The organism is Gimesia benthica (genome assembly GCF_009720525.1).
In the GTDB taxonomy this organism is placed as follows: domain Bacteria; phylum Planctomycetota; class Planctomycetia; order Planctomycetales; family Planctomycetaceae; genus Gimesia; species Gimesia benthica.
On sequence record NZ_CP043930.1, the window covers coordinates 4,439,704 to 4,455,316 of the forward strand.

Consider the following 15,613-nt stretch of genomic DNA (forward strand, 5'->3'; position numbering starts at 1 on the left):
GTTGAATCAAATCCGACTGTGAGCGACTAACTGCATGAGGTTCGCCATGAATATAAAATCAAAAACGATATCCGCATCTGCTGTTACTGGTGTGTCTGAAATACGCCGACTTGTGAATCTGGCACTGGCGATCACAGTCTGCCTGGGTTGCCTCTCGACGTGGTTTCCTCGGGAACTCCCCGCCCAGAAAAAGAACAGTAAAAAAGTGGCTGTCAAACAGAAACAGTCGATGCCCGCACCAAAGCCTCCTCACTGGCCAGAGACTGCCGTCTATCTGCCCCTGGATCAACTGGACGCATTAATGTCACGCGACCGCAGCGGTGTGCTGTTGCCCCGTGCGCAGTATGAGTCGCTCAAAAAACAGGCGGAAGCCAATAACGGGGGGACCGGACTGCCTGATGCACGATCTGTTATTTATGGTGCTGCCTACGAGGCGACTCTCTCAGATCGGCAACTAGTCATTAAGGCCCGCATTTCGATTCGCCAGTTTCCTCAACAACTGACGGCTGTCGAATTGCCTCTGCAGGGGCTGGCAGTGGAATCGGCCGAACTGGACGGGAAGCCTGCCATGCTCGCCCGACAGTCCGGAAAGAATTCGCAACTGCAGTTGTTCAGCAAGGGGGCAGGAGAGCATCAACTGGAACTACAGCTTTCAGCTCCTCTAAATACGGTTGGCAGTGATCAGGTCTCCCAGTTTCAGTTACTACCCGGTGTGCCCAGTCAGTTCAAAATGAAAGTTCCCACTGATCGGCACCTGGTGGTTAATGAATTGAAGGTGAAATCCGCTTCCCAGGAGGGAGAACAGGCTGCTTATGAGTTCCCGGTGGGGGGAGATGGTAAGGTCAGCATTAAAATCACCGAGCAGTCACAGCAGCAGGCCAACGATTCTCTGATCTTCGCACAGAGTGGGATTGGTGTTTCTGTCAGTCCCGGTAAAGTCGCCTGGCAGGCGCAGACCACGCTCAATATCTACGGCCAGTCACTGGATCGGGTGATTCTGAGTGTGCCCCAGTCTCTGGAAATTGTCAGTGTGGAATCAACGGGGCTGGAATCCTGGACGTTGAATGACAGCATGCGGGATCGTAACCGGACAGAAATCACATTGAATTATCGGCAGCCAATCGAGGGCGAACGACAGATTATCTGCCGGGGTGTCATGACCACGGAAACGGATGAAGACTGGAATGTTCCTGATTTGTTCATTGAGAAGGTCAATTCTCATGTCGGTTCAATTCTGATCCGCTACCCGCCAGGAGTTCGACTCCAGGTCGAAAGAACGCGAAACGTCAGACGGAAAGCCCAGACTGCACCGGCGACTCGTCAAAGAACTCCCGTGCGACAGACTACGGGGCCGGGACTGGATTTCGATTTCTGGCAGGAAGATTTTCGTATCTCACTAATCACGCAGGAAAAACGTTCCGAGGTGCAGATGGCAGCATCTACCGTGATTGACATCAATGAACAGGGAATGGATCTCCGCCTGGTGACCACGGTGGAAAGTCTGTTTGCTCCCATGTTTGAGTTTGAAGCAAACCTGCCTGCCGAGTGGACCATTCTGGGAGCGACTTTTAAAGATCAGCCGATCGACTGGAAAGAATCATCTCGTGAAGCGGGTTCCAAACAGATACGCCTTCCTTTCCCGGATGCACTGCCGGCGAACCAGGAAGCACGTGTGATTATCACCGCACATCGCGATCTGGAGAACTGGCCCCCTGAAACAGAAGGCCAGCTACTCAACTTGCCTCAAATTGAATTACCCCAGGCCAAAATCCTGGAGGGAACTCTGGTCATCAATGCGGAGAATGACTGGGATCTGATTCCCAGCGAACTGACCGGCCTGGAGCCGATGCAGGAAAGTATTCCCAACATGCGGTTCGGGTATCAATATCAGGACAACAGCTATTCAGGCAGCCTGACTGTTTCCCGAAAACCATTGCAGATGGCCGCACATCATCTGCAGTATGTCCGGCTCGACCAGACCACGCTCTTCTCACACTATGAGGCAACTCTCAATGTTGAACGCGGGAGCTTCCGGTCTCTGATGGTTGCCCTGCCGGAAAGTGTGGGTACCGATCTGCAGTTTCAATTAATCAATTCCGCTGGACGCATCATTGAACAGGCAACCGAAGAACCTCAGAACGGAGTGCGCGTCTGGAAATTGAAGATGGATCGCCGCTTGAGTGGTAAGCAGACCCTGACAGTAACCGTCGAACAACCTCGACCTGAAGGTGAGGTTGTGCAGATTCCGCAACTGCAGATCATGTCTGCAGATCGTCAGTATGGAGAAGTTGCATTCGAAGCGGAAGGTGATCAGCGTCTACAGATTAAAGCAACCGGCGTTCGAGGTCAGGCTCTGAATTCGATCGATGCCGCCGAGTTACCTGCCCCAATCACTTACATGCCACAGGAACGCATTGTCGCTGCATTCCGGTTTGTGGGCGCCGGTCATCAGATACAGGTTCAGGAAACCCGTTTCGATCAGACGGCTGTACCCACCGCGATTGCGCATCAGCTTCAGATTCAAAGCGTACTGGGCTCTGCAGGAGAAGTTCAAAACGAAGCTGCACTCGACTTTTCTGCTGTCGGGATTCAGGCTCTGCAGGTCATACTCCCGGAGGGGGCAGAACTGTTGTCGGCCCAGATTGGTGGAACCCCGGTTGAGGTACGTCAGACAGGCGCTGCTTTCATGATCCCCGTGACTGCGGATAGCCAGACCGATGGCACGCATACCTTGAAACTCCTCTACGATGCGAATCGTGGAAACGTGGCCTGGAAAGATCGACTCTCCGCTGTGCCTCCACAGGTCGCCGTTGTTGACGGAGCTGGACAGATCCAGCCGCTACAGATTTTGAACCAGGCCTGGACGATTCTGTATCCCCAGGACACTTTCATTACCGACAGCACCGGGGATTTTGTACCCGACCAACCCCTGGGACGACCGGGGATGATCGAACGGGTTCGTCAGCACCTCTCAATTGTGCCAATCCGCGAGATGGGCGGGCGCGTTCTGGCTGCCTGTGGTGCGCTGCTGATTGCTGTGGTAAGCGTCTACTCTTATCGCAGGGGTGGGGTCAACGTCGTAATTTCGCTGTTCGGCGGGTTTATCCTGCTTTGTATCGTCATCGCACTCATGCTGCCTGCTGTGCAGCAGTCACGAGAAGCAGCACGCCGTTCCATGTCTAAAAATGAAATGCGACAGATTGAGTCATCAGTGCAGAGTGATCAGACAGGTGGGACTCAACTGGGATTCGAACCGAACTCCGGTGAAACACCAGCACCATCGACGGCTCCTACCCAAAGTTTTCAAAGAGGGCAACAGGTTGATGGGCTGACGAGAAAACTCAAGGAACCGACTTCGCAAACGGAGGAAATGAATCGGTCTGGTGAATCGAAATCTCGAGATGGCAAAGCCAAATTCGACAGGCTGGCTGGAGGTATGCAGGGCAAGCCGGCCTCTATGGCTGCGGGGGAAGGTTTAATCAAAGAGGCAGAGTATCCTCCTGCTCCGGCGAAAGCGCTGGGAGGTCGACTTTCGGTTGTCGCACCACTGCCTGCTCCAGAAGGTTATCGCTCACTGGAATTTCAATATTACGGCGAGCCACATAAATCCGGGCTGTCGCTGGATGTGACGTTGCAGGCCCTGAAAATTAATCGTCGACTGTTTCTGATTGTGATGGTCGGAGTGCTCTGGCTGGGCTGGTTAATGCGGAGCCGGACTTGCCTGCAGCGTTGCCTGGTGCTGTTATTGGGTGTTTTTCTCCCGATCACCTGCAGTGCGTTTCTCCCTGCAGGATTACAACCGATTCTGGATGGCCTTTTCGTCGGTTCGCTGCTGGTCGGTTTATGCTGGAGTGTGGAATGGATGATCGGCAAACTGGGACGGGAATGCTGTCGCTGGAATGCTTCTGCAGACAAGAAGCAGGCGACGGTCAGCACTTTGCTCCTGCTCGGTTTCTGTCTGGGAGCTCCGGTAAGTGGAATTGCTCAGACGGACGTCAAACCACCTGTTCCCAGCCTGCCTCAAAACCTGGTGATCCCTTACGAAGCAGGCACTGATCCGCTCGACTCACAACGCATCTTTCTGCCGCAGAATGAATTCAGAAAACTCTGGAATGCAGCGCATCCGGATGAACCCGTCGATCAGCAGGCAGCTTCAAAGGGGACTGTCAGCCAGGCACTCTATGCAGCAGAAATAAAACCGGGAGCGGAAACCGGACAGGCGGTCGTGCATGTCAAAGGACGTCTGGTCATCCACACGGTTGGTTCCCAGCCGGTGACAGTCGCCTTGCCTTTAGGAAAAGCGGCCATCAGCAGTGCTCAGCTTGATGGAAAGTCGGCTACCTTGTTGACTCAGCCGGAACACAAATTCACCATTGATAAAATTGTTTCACAAACGATGTATTCAATCGTGATTTCACAGGCCGGACTGCATATCCTCGATCTGGAACTGGATCTGCCCGCGCAACAGAGCGGGACGGCGGGGAGTTTCAAATTTGATCTCCTGCCTGTGGCCAGTGGGCGATTGACACTCGATCTTCCCGATGTGACTTCGGAGGTCAGCATCACGGGAACCCGGTCCACTTATCGGAAACAGACAGCCGCAGGTAAATCGAAACTGGAGCTGCCTGTAGACCAGGGGGGCCAACTGCAGATTTCCTGGCGTCAGGCAGAAGAGCGGGGTGCGATTCAAGGCATTGTGCATTGTGATACCAGTCTGTCAGCGGTCGTCCAAGACGCGGGACTGCGGTTACACAGTCTGCATCAATATCAGGTGCGACAGGGGACGATTAACCAGGCATTATTGAAAGTTCCCGGGGACATTCGCATTCAGTCCGTTACCGGTCCCGATGTGGGTGGCTGGGAAATGGTGGGGACCGGAGATGATCGACGTATCAAAGTATTTTTAAGACGCGATATCAAAGATGGGACACGCGTCAAAGTGGAAGCGTTTCAGTCGCTGTCTGTTGGAAAGCAGAATCGTTCGCTCAACCTGCCCCAGTTTGTTCCTGAAACTATCACAAATGAAACCGGGACCATCGGCGTCTACGCAGAGCCTCAGTTTCAGATTCGTCCGGAGAAAATATCCGGAGCGATACAAATCGATACACAGAAGTATGTGAATCCGGAAACCGCATCGCCGGTCTGGAAAATAGCAGGCCACACTCTGCAGCCCCAATGGGCTTACCGGTTTTCGCGTCGACCCGTGGAGACTCAGTTCTTCCTTTCCCGAAAACAAGCTGAAAAACAGGCCATCGCTGAGCATGGAGTTCTTGTTTCACCTCGCAAGCTGAGCGTTTCCAGCCGCATCCGCTATCAGCTTAAAGGGATTCCCGAATCGACGTTCGTGCTGGAACTGCCTGAAGCCTACCTGGTCTTGAGTGTCCAGGCACAGGGGCTGGATGACTGGTATGTGATCGAGCAGAACGCCGATGACATGCGGGTTCTGGTTCTCGAATTTGCCGAGCTCAAAACCAGTCTGGCAGAGATCGTGGTCGATGGTGTGGTGCCCCGGGAGGGAAATCAGCAACAGGCTGAAGTGATGATCCCTACACCACTGGCGGTCGCCGCGGTACGCAGTGATCTGGCTATCTGGATCGACGAATCTTTGGTAGCACGTGCCCCCGAACTGGAAGACTGGCGGGCGATTTCCTCTGCCGATTTGTCACCTGAATTGAAAGCACAGCGTCCGAGCCTGCCTCAATTCGCTTATCGATCCTCGGCAGAGTTACCGGAGTGGATCAAACTGGAACTCACTCCGGCTCAGCCAAATGTGACGGCTAACTCACTGGTGATGACGACGGTGGGTAATGTGTCGGTCAGCCATACGGTGGGGATTCGCTGGTCGATTCAGGGAGCAGCAACCGATGTGTTGTCGTTTACTACCCCTGCCTGGCTCGGAGAACATCTGGACTTCCGTGGGGATTCGATTCGACAGATCAACAAACGCGTAATCGGCAATGAAATCATCCAATGGACAATTCACCTGCAGAACTCGGTCGAAGGAACGTATTTCATCACCGCAGAAACCACGCAGGCACCTCCGGTGACCGGGAAGATTGAGATTCCCCAGGTACGTGTCATGGACACCAGCATTCAGGTTGATTCACAAACGACCGAACTGGAAATTCAGCAGCATTATCTGATGCTGGTGAATCACAGCTGGGCACGGTTGAACCTGCTGAACCCGGAATCGATCACAACGGTCGATCGTGAGGAAATGCCGCTGACACTCGATGATGCCCTGGCTAATCAGGCAATGACTCTGGCTCGGCTGCAGGGGAATGGTAAACCTCCCGAGTATCAGATTCAGCAGTTCCAGTCAGATCAGGGAGCCGCCGCTGCGGTGAATCTTTCGCAGTTGACGACCGTGCTGGCCCACGATGGTAGCTGGAAAACGCATGCAGAATACCGCTTGCGCAACCGGTCACGACAGTTTCTGGCAGTCATGCTTCCGGAACGGTCGCAGGTGTTGAGTGCGTTCGTCAAAGGCGTACCAACCGCCCCGGTATTACTGAAACAGGTAGCGGAAGCAACAGAGAAGGGTGAAGAAAAAACAACACAAAATCAGGCGATCTATCTGCTGGCACTCCCCAAAACGAGTGCGGCTGATCTTTCTTTTTCTGTCAATCTGATTCTCGTCGGTCGGCTGGAGTCCAGTTTGCCCCAGGGGAGATTTAACTGGCAGGGAAAGGCACTCGATCTGGAACCGCCGCGGATAGTCACACCTGCAGAGAATGCCGAGTATGGAATTCCCGTCGCCCAGACCAAGTGGACTGTCTATGTTCCCGACGATTATTCGGCAACTCCCTTACTGGATAACTCGCGAACGAATATGTCACCGGTTCTGTCGGAATCAGAGTACACCCAATATCAACTTTCGCTGACGAGTGTTCAGAAAGATGTGGAGAACCTTTACTCCGTATACAGCGGCAGTAAGAGTGACCGTGTGCGAAAACGGGTGATCTCCAACCTGAAAGAACTGGGGAAACAGTTAGATACGGATGACGATGCCCAGACCAGACAGCAGGGGCAGCGAATCAAACAGCAGATCAGCGAACTGCAGCGGAAGGAACAACAGCGTCAGGCACAGCAGGATAAAATGTTGAACGACGCGGTGAATACAAATGGAGTCTCCGATTTTGATTCCGAAGACGCTTTCAACAGCCTCGTAATCGGAAATAATGCCTCATTATACAAGTTGAATCGCGCTCCGGCTGAATCCTCGAACGGTGATGGAGCGGCTTCATCAAATACGGCCAGCGACCTGCCCAAACTGAAAAGTTTTACGATTCGCAATGCAGCACCCAAGCAGGCGCCTGGAAAGAAAGGTATTCAGACAACACCTGCCGACAGCCGTGCCTTACGTCGTCAGCAGAGCCTGCAGAATGCGAATGATTATGCGATGCCTCAGCAGGAGTTGCAGCAACAACAGGCGATGCCAAATCAGCCCCCGTTCAATCAGAGACAACACTTTGAAAACGGATCGCCATTTGGTCTCTCTCCCAGTGATCGAACACAGAATATGAGAGAATCACTGGAATATGATGCCTTCCAGAGAAGGGGGAGAGATAACAGCCTGGCTGAGGGACGCGGGCAGGCAGGCGGATTTGGAGGAGCAATGCTACCCAATCAGGGGGCCATCCAGGGGCAACCGATGGGGGATGTTTACGACCCAGGTTCCAGGCCTGCTTTCGGAGAAGCTCCCGCAGAATCTGAGATGCTGGGTGCTGAAGTACAACAGGCTGGCTGGACGCAAGCAGGTGGGATTTCACTGAAGTTTGATATTCCCCTGAAGGGACACAAGCTGGAATTCACCAAGGTCAATGGACATCCCAAACTGGCACTCAAGGTCCGCCCTGAAAATACGTTTGCCTTCGGTTCTGCCCTGGTCTGGACGATCTTCTGGGCAGGGATGCTGATCTTTCTGATTCTGATTGTCACCCGCTACGGAGATTCGATTGTGCTCCGAAAATGGGGCGGTATCATCCTGTCTCTGGTGGGGCTGATCGGCTGGTTGTTCCTCTCCGACTGGTTGGGGAACTTTGCACTGGTCTGCTTTCTACTGGGAGCGATCTGGCTCAGTGCACAGCGAATGAAACCGACTGCTTGAAATTGGACTTCGATCTGTTGTATCTTGCAGGTACGGAAATCAGGATCACTCCTTTCTCTTTACCTTCGAGGCAAGTATGGCAACAAAGATTACCTGGCTGGGACATTCCTCCTTTCAGATTGAAACCAATGGTAAAACCATCCTCCTGGATCCCTTTCTGACAGGGAATCCCAGCGCGAGCGTCTCCGCCGATGCCGTCGAGGCTGATGCAATCATTGTCAGTCACGGGCACGGAGATCATGTCGGGGACACCGTTGAGATCGCGAAACGCACCAAAGCGCTGGTGGTTGCCAATTTCGAAATCATCGACTGGATGGGGAAACAGGGGATTGAAAATGTGCACCCTCAGCACATCGGTGGTTCCTATCAACATGAGTTTGGGACCGTCAAGCTGACAATCGCCCACCATGGGTCGATGCTGCCGGACGGAAGCAACGGCGGCAGCCCCTGTGGGATTCTCTTAAAACTGGAGGATGGGACGATTTACTTTGCCGCTGATACCGGTCTGTTTTACGACATGAAGCTGATTGGTGAAGAAGGCGTTGACCTGGCGATCCTGCCGATCGGCGATAACTTCACTATGGGACCGGAAGATGCAGTACGGGCGACGAAACTGATCGGACCCAAAAAGGTTATCCCCATGCACTACAATACCTGGCCTCTGATTGAACAGGACGCCGCTGCATGGGCTCATCAGGTACGAAGTCAGACCACGGCCGAACCGGTGGTATTGGAACCGGGTGGCTCCTGCGAGCTTTAGTCAGCGGGAGTCGAGGGGGCCTCTTCTTCAGGGAGCTCCAATCCCACCTGGATGTCATCCCCTTCGATTCGCAGTGGGTAAACGGGAACCTGTAATTTCGATTTGGGATTATCCAGCCAGGTGCCATCTTTGATACAGAATCGCCAGGCATGCCAGGGACAGGTAACCGCTCCCTCTTCGTCAACATAGCCGGTTGAGAGGGGCGCTCCCTGGTGAGGGCAGAAATCATTGATGGCAGTATACTGACCTTCTTTGAGGAAAACGGCGATCATCAGGCCTTCGAGATGATAAGCGCGTCCTTCTCCTTCCGGAATGTCGCCGACTTTGGCGATCGAATGGTAGGTAATCACAAATGGGCTTTCGTTATTTCTTCTGATATTTCCCAGGCGAAGCAGCCTGTCTGATTTTAGACAGTTTTCGAATCAGCTCACCCATCTGATGGCGATTCACTTTTTTACTCTTCGCGATTTGAGCAGCCTGTTTCAGGAATTTTTTGATCTGCTTTGGATCTTCATTCAAACGTCTCGCGATGGGATCGAGTACACGATGTTCCTCACCACGGAAATGCCTGAGGTTCAGTTCCGAAAACAGCTGCTTGATATACGCGAATAGTAAAGCACGCCCGTTGGCTTTTTTATAGTGTAAATTGCCGACGTTATCGGTATGCGAAACAATATTATGCCGGGGCAGAATGTGGGAAGAGAGGATCGGCCCGAAGCGATTGCTTCTCCACCAGCCGAAAATAAGCAGTGTGATCAGCAGCTGGATTGTCAGGGGGCGGAAGGTCGGGTCGATCAGCAGAGCGACGACTTTCGATGTTCCCGAAGCATTCAGTGATTCATCAACAACAAAATACTCGGGAGGTCCGGCAGCCTCAATGAGCCGAAATGCCGCAACGCTGCCGCCATCTACCATGGACTGATTTGAAAAGATTTCCGAGGAAGCGGAGACAACCACTGTTCCCAAGCCATGATGCAGCCGGACGGCCTGCTGGGTCTCTCCTGCAGTGACCAGAGCCTGACCCGTTGCGGAGGTAACCCGTGCATTGGTATCCCAGACGAGTGAAGGGACATCAGGAAACACGGTCGAGGCCTGGGTTTCGATCAGGTCATGTTCACCTTTTATCAGCAGGCTGAGATCGGATTCCTCTTTGTCTTCGTCATCCTCTTTTTTCTCAACACGCGGCATGTTTTCCCGTTCGACTTCATCGAGATATTCCACGCTGAGATTCAGCGGTTCCACCTGGAACTGCGGATGTTTTGGATTAGCTGAAATGACCAGTCGCCCGCCCTCTTCGACCCAGGCCAGCAGAGACGACCATTCCAGTGGACTGGGATAGCGGGCCGGGCCGAGGATGCAGACGGTTTCGTCATAATCAAGTGATTGCAGCAGGACGCTCAGAGGAGTCCGGTTGCGTTCTGTTTGAAACGATTCATGATCGAGCAGGAGATAAAATGCTTTTTTCCCACTGGCGGAGGAACTATAGGAATCGTCCAGCGCACCGGTACCGAACTCCGGAAACCAGAGGTGTAAAGGAAGTAGCAGACAGAGTGCGGCCAGCCAGAACCAGCCCGCATTTCTGCGTTCACGTTTCTTTCTGGAAGGCTGCTGCATAATGCTGGAGTGTACTTTCAAAGTGTTCTCGGGTTGCGACCCGACGGCCGAATCCCAGGGGTTCATAAGTGCGAATCATCTGACGCAGTGATTCGCCGGCCAGGCCATGAGGGCGTGCCGCACGCATATAATCGCGATAGGTTAATCCTTTACGGAACCGGATCCATCCCGAGCGTTCAATGAAGCTCATGGATCCATACAGTAGCTGGATGATAGCTTGATGGTAGTTACCTGATCTGGCGAGTTCCTGTGCCCGTTCGAGGTAAGTGGCTGCCGCTAATTCCGCGGGCGAGACATGCTCCTCCAGCACCATCTCCCCTTGCAACTGGGTTTTGTCGGATTTCATGTTGTGCTCTCTGGAAAGCTTAAAGCCAGTCACTGCTTTTACGAGCAGGAACAGAACCAGTAGACAGGCACAAATCACAGCAGCATACGACAGGTAGAGGAAAATCAATCCGGCAACACCGGAGATGGCAGAGGTATCATAGCTGCTCTGTGGGGGAGGATCTTTGATCCAGTCATCCAGATCTACGTCGGCTTCCTGAGCGAGTTCGCGTTCGCGGGTCAGATGTCGAAATTCAGGCCGTTTCAGAATCTCCTGCATGTCCTGCTTCAGCATCACCTGGTCAGGAGATGACAGATCGGTGTAATCATTTTCCTGCTGTGCAGCGAGAAACACCGGGGTCAGCAGGATGATTCCCAAACTGAGAATCAGGGAGACTTTGCACTGGAAGCGAACTCGAGAGGCTGTCATAACGAAACCTCCTTGAATGTCAGATTCTCAGAGACTTCGGTCATTCGGAGTTCCATATCCCAGCAGTCCAGTCGCACCCGCAGGTCGATATAAGTAAAGAACCAGGCCAGGCGGCCAATGGGATAGACCAGCAGGATGAATGCCGTCAGCATGGCCAGCACGCGGGGGTCTGTCGTCATCAGCAGCATGATATTGATCAGTGTATCATCGGCGGTTTTCGGGTCCAGCAGATATGGGATCTGTCCAATCAGGATCGGGAACTCCAGCAGGGTGTAGCAGAGGTAGTCGAAGGTGATAAACAGGATCAGCGTCAGGATGTAGCAGAAGAGAAAGATGGCCAGTCCCCGGCCAAAGAGTGAGCCGAAGTTGGTCTTGATCAGGTCTTTTGTGCGATGATCGTGCGAGGCATCTTCCTGCGAGGCCACACCTGCAAAATCCAGAACGGCCTGTTCGACCCGGAATCCGCTGCGTACCAGAATCCAGATACCGGGAAAGAAACAGTAGATGAATCCCAGCAGGCCGAGCATATTGCCGGAAAAAAAGAGCAGGGCAGGTCCGATAAAGAACAGAGCTCTCTCTGCCAGGCAGAGCAGCATCAAAGGAATCATCCGGAACTGGAACTGGCGTCTCAGGCTTCCCATGCCTGGAGTGTTTCCGAACGCAAACAGGGCTGAATTCCAGGTGAGCAAGACCCCCAGCGGTGATGAAGCAAAGAAGGCCACGGTCAGTGCCATCCGCAGGTCCAGCAGAAAATAATAGCTGAGACAATACACGAGGGTGCAGGCCGGGATTGCGATGATCGCCCAGAGTTTGAGGATCGGGATCAGGAACCGTCCGTAGAAACGGATCGCGAGGTCCAGACAACTGCTGGCCTTCCGGGGAACCAGGGCGATATTGATCTTCTCGAAACGCATCATGCCGATGGAAGCTCCCCTGGTTTCTCAGAAGGACCTGGTTGAGCCGCGGTCTCTCCCGTTTCATCAGACTGAAGTCCGGCAAAGGCGAGGTACAGAAAAACAATCAACCAGAGCACACTGCCGACACTGTACTTCAACATGGGGGATACATCAGAGGGAGACCAGAAGGCTTCGATCAATGCCGCTACCACCAGCATGACAGCTGCGCCGCCTGCGATTTGCACTGCTTCCAGTCCGCGAACCTGCAACGACTGAAATCGCGTTCTCTGACCCGGATGAATCAGGGCATTTCCCAGCATCAGTCCGGCGCCTCCCGCAACGGCAATGGCCGTCAGTTCAAAAGAACCGTGCGAGATAACGAAGCTTAAAAAACGCTCACCGTGTCCCTGGCTGATGACGTAACCGGAGACGGCTCCCAGAAAAATTCCGTTAAACAGGAGGGTATAAACGGTGCCAATCCCGAGCAGAATTCCCAGTGCAAAACATTTCAGTGCAATGCCCACATTATTGTTGATATAGAAACCGGCCATCGTTGCCCGTTCATCTCCAAAGCTGGATCGCCCTTCTGGTTCCGACTCTGACCCTTCCTCGCTCGCATTGTCCGGATCAGACTCGCCATGGTCTGAATACATCGTGTCAAAGCGGGACATGATTTCTTCGGGGATGACCCGCGAGGCGAGACTGGGATTGTTCTGCACCACATACCAGCTGATCCCCAGCGGCAGAAAGAACAACAGGCAGGCTGTCAGGAAGTAGCCAATATTGGCACGAAACAGACGGGGAAATTCGAGGGACACATATCTATAAAAAACGGAGAGATTGCTGGGCGGGGCGCCATAAAACAGGTTATGTCCTCGCGCGACCAGATCGTTCAGGTAAGAGATCAGGTCGTGTCCCCAACCGCGAGACCGAATGGTGGCCAGATCGTGAGAAACTTCTCGGAGCAGCCGGGAAAATTCCGTGATCTGTTCCGCCTCCAGTTTGGACAGGGATTTGCGGGAGGTGCCGTACAGAAACTCTTCGAATCGTTTCCACTGGGGTCTGCGTTGCTGAATGAACTTATGCTTATTCATCATGGAACTCCCCGAAGCCAGACTGTTTCAGGTATTCGGAGACCACATCCTGTTCTTCTTCGGCCTGACTGAAGCTGAATGTTTTATAGACGGCTGCCAGAAATGCCATGGGGTAGTGAGTCACTTTTTTCGGGTCCCCGGAATAGTGCAGTCGATCGGCCAGGTTTTGTGCCAGAATTCCGGCCAGGGCATGCCCCCGTTCATAGGTCAAAACATGACGGCGACCGATGAATTCGTCAATCAGCGACAGGACTTCGTCTCGCGGAAGGAAGCTGCCGATTTCATTTTTGTCGAGGGGTTTGATTTTATCCAGAATCACGGGTTTCCGGGGGAGTTTCAGCGAACGCTCCTGGATCACAACCGTGCCGGCAGCCAGATCCCCAAGTCTCTGGAAGCGACGTGTCAGCAGCATGGAGGTGATGCCGATTCCATAGAACATGATCGCATCGGCACTTCGCACGAGGTTTCTCAGTACGGCGGGCCAGAAGGTAATCGGGTAGCCCCCTTCACGGATCACGCGGATGCCGCAAAAGTGTTTCCCGATGGATTGTCCTTTGAAGAATCCTTCTGAGATCGTGTAGTAACCCCAGGTATTGAGGAACATCAGAACCAGGAACAGGCCGAGGGCGGTTCCGGGCAAGACCAGACTCATCATCGGCATGACGAACATCAGTAATCCAATCATGACAACCATGCGGATGATAAGATCAATCAGATAGGCCAGATAACGTTGTGCTGGCCCTGCCAGCTGGTAGGTCAGAATGACATTCTCTGGGGTCTCAATCTGCATGTCCAGGCTCAGTTTTCGAGGCTGATTAGAATAGACCTCTTCCTGATAGACGGCTGAGGTCTGCGCCAGGTCCAGTTCTGAAGTTGCGGTCGCCATGGGTGGAGTACTGAGTCAGTCCGGAGAATGAATTAAAGCCAGAAATCCCTGCATTCAGGAATTACACAGCTGATTATAGAGGAAACAGGGTACGGTTATCCATGACGCTGACAAATTTTTATGAAAACCGGAAATCGTCATTTTCCATCTGAATGGGGGACGGATATAATTAGCATGTACCCTCTGGTACCCCATCGTAGTGTTTTTCCTGTCTTAAGGTGCAGGCTCTGTCCCGGGCGTCACAGAGCTGAGTTCTCTTTTAGTTCCGTCTGAAATCCGGAATGCAGGGATGATGCTGATTTTTGAGTGATATCCTTGAAAAACGAGAGTGAGGAACTGTTGATGTTATCGAGCAGACGAGTTTTGAGTTTTGTCGGAATCTGTGCAGTGGCCTGGGCTGCGCTGGCTTCAGTCAGTTTTGCTGCCGACGCACCGGCCAAATCAGTCGATGCGGAGAAGTTGCAGAAGATCCGGAAAGCCGGCATCAATTATTTAAAAAACAGCCAGCTGGAAGACGGTCTGTGGACGACTGAAACCGTGCCCGGTATCAGTGCACTGGTCACGACTGCCTTGCTGGAAAGTGGTGTGCCCGCCAGCGATCCCGTTGTGGCGAAAGCCCTGAAGCGACTGGAAGGTTACATTCAGAAAGATGGCGGGATTTACTACTCGAAAAGTAATCACCGTAACTATGAAACCTGTATCTCGATCATGGCGCTGCATGCAGCCAATAAAGATGGTCGTTATGATCAGACCATCAAGAATGCAGAGAAGTTTCTCCGCGGTCTGCAGTGGGATAAAGGGGAAGGAATCGAGTCTTCTGACACCTTTTATGGTGGTGCCGGCTACGGCGGACATCAGCGTCCTGACCTTTCCAATACCCAGTTTCTGATCGAAGCGCTGCGGAAGGCCGGAGTGAAATCAGACGACCCTGCAATTCAGAAGGCACTCGTGTTCGTATCGCGGACTCAGAACCTGGAATCGGAATTTAATACGACGCCCTTTGCTTCGAAAGTCAACGATGGCGGTTTCTATTACACGCCAGCAGCGGGGGGAACTTCGCAGGCGGGGACAACTCCGGATGGCGGACTGCGTTCTTATGGCAGCATGACCTATGCAGGTCTGAAAAGCATGATTTTTGCCGGCGTTGATGAGAAGGATAAGCGGGTCAAAGCCGCTACCGAGTGGATCCGACGTCATTATACGTTGAAGGAAAATCCCGGCATGGGGCTGATGGGTCTGTATTACTACTTCCATACTTTTGCGAAAGCACTGGATGCGATGCAGGTCGATGAGTTTAAAGATGAAAAGGGAACGGCCCACAACTGGCGGGCCGAACTGGTCAATCAACTGGCTGAACTGCAAAACGAAAACGGCAGCTGGACCAACACTCAAAAACGCTGGTATGAATCAGATCCCAATCTGGCAACCGCCTATGCGTTGCTGGCGTTGAGTTACTGTCAGCCCGCGAAATAAAGGCTCAAGCGGCTCTCCCCGTTTCA

9 protein-coding genes are annotated in these 15,613 nt (G+C 53.0%); 3 read left to right on the top strand and 6 right to left on the bottom strand.

All coding sequences use genetic code 11. The features are described from left to right. Window positions 1-46 precede the first annotated feature (46 nt). Both F1728_RS32440 and F1728_RS17240 read left to right on the top strand, forming a co-directional pair. A complete protein-coding gene (locus F1728_RS32440) occupies window positions 47-8,110 on the top strand; it encodes a hypothetical protein (RefSeq protein ID WP_155365129.1) in 8,064 nt (2,687 codons plus the stop codon). Window positions 8,111-8,186: 76 nt separating this feature from the next. Next, window positions 8,187-8,870 carry a metal-dependent hydrolase gene (locus F1728_RS17240; RefSeq protein ID WP_155365130.1) on the top strand — a complete coding sequence of 228 codons (684 nt, stop codon included), beginning with the start codon at window positions 8,187-8,189 and terminating at the stop codon, window positions 8,868-8,870. Here F1728_RS17240 and F1728_RS17245 read toward each other — a convergent pair. Genes F1728_RS17245 through F1728_RS17270 form a run of 6 tightly spaced genes read right to left on the bottom strand, consistent with a single transcriptional unit; the run spans window position 8,867 to window position 14,114 of the window. Beyond that, window positions 8,867-9,220, bottom strand: coding sequence for a Rieske (2Fe-2S) protein (locus F1728_RS17245; RefSeq protein WP_145044745.1), 354 nt, complete (start codon window positions 9,218-9,220; stop codon window positions 8,867-8,869). The genes F1728_RS17240 and F1728_RS17245 overlap by 4 nt on opposite strands. Window positions 9,221-9,233: 13 nt before the next feature. Next, window positions 9,234-10,484 carry a DUF4350 domain-containing protein gene (locus tag F1728_RS17250; RefSeq protein WP_194242412.1) on the bottom strand — a complete coding sequence of 417 codons (1,251 nt, stop codon included), beginning with the start codon at window positions 10,482-10,484 and terminating at the stop codon, window positions 9,234-9,236. Further along, window positions 10,456-11,238, bottom strand: coding sequence for a DUF4129 domain-containing protein (locus F1728_RS17255; protein ID WP_155365132.1), 783 nt, complete (start codon window positions 11,236-11,238; stop codon window positions 10,456-10,458). Before F1728_RS17255 ends, F1728_RS17250 begins: the two co-directional genes overlap by 29 nt. After that, the gene (locus tag F1728_RS17260; RefSeq protein WP_155365133.1) at window positions 11,235-12,155 is read right to left on the bottom strand and encodes a hypothetical protein; all 921 of its coding nucleotides are present in this window, start codon (window positions 12,153-12,155) and stop codon (window positions 11,235-11,237) included. Before F1728_RS17260 ends, F1728_RS17255 begins: the two co-directional genes overlap by 4 nt. Then, on the bottom strand, window positions 12,152-13,231 hold the full coding sequence (locus tag F1728_RS17265) for a stage II sporulation protein M (RefSeq protein ID WP_228030214.1): 1,080 nt from the start codon (window positions 13,229-13,231) through the stop codon (window positions 12,152-12,154). The genes F1728_RS17260 and F1728_RS17265 overlap by 4 nt, the downstream gene beginning before the upstream one ends. Then, a complete protein-coding gene (locus F1728_RS17270; RefSeq protein ID WP_155365134.1) occupies window positions 13,221-14,114 on the bottom strand; it encodes an RDD family protein in 894 nt (297 codons plus the stop codon). Before F1728_RS17270 ends, F1728_RS17265 begins: the two co-directional genes overlap by 11 nt. 342 nt (window positions 14,115-14,456) lie before the next feature. Here F1728_RS17270 and F1728_RS17275 point away from each other — a divergent pair, with 342 nt between their 5' ends. Continuing rightward, on the top strand, window positions 14,457-15,587 hold the full coding sequence (locus tag F1728_RS17275; RefSeq protein WP_155365135.1) for a prenyltransferase/squalene oxidase repeat-containing protein: 1,131 nt from the start codon (window positions 14,457-14,459) through the stop codon (window positions 15,585-15,587). Window positions 15,588-15,613 lie beyond the last annotated feature (26 nt).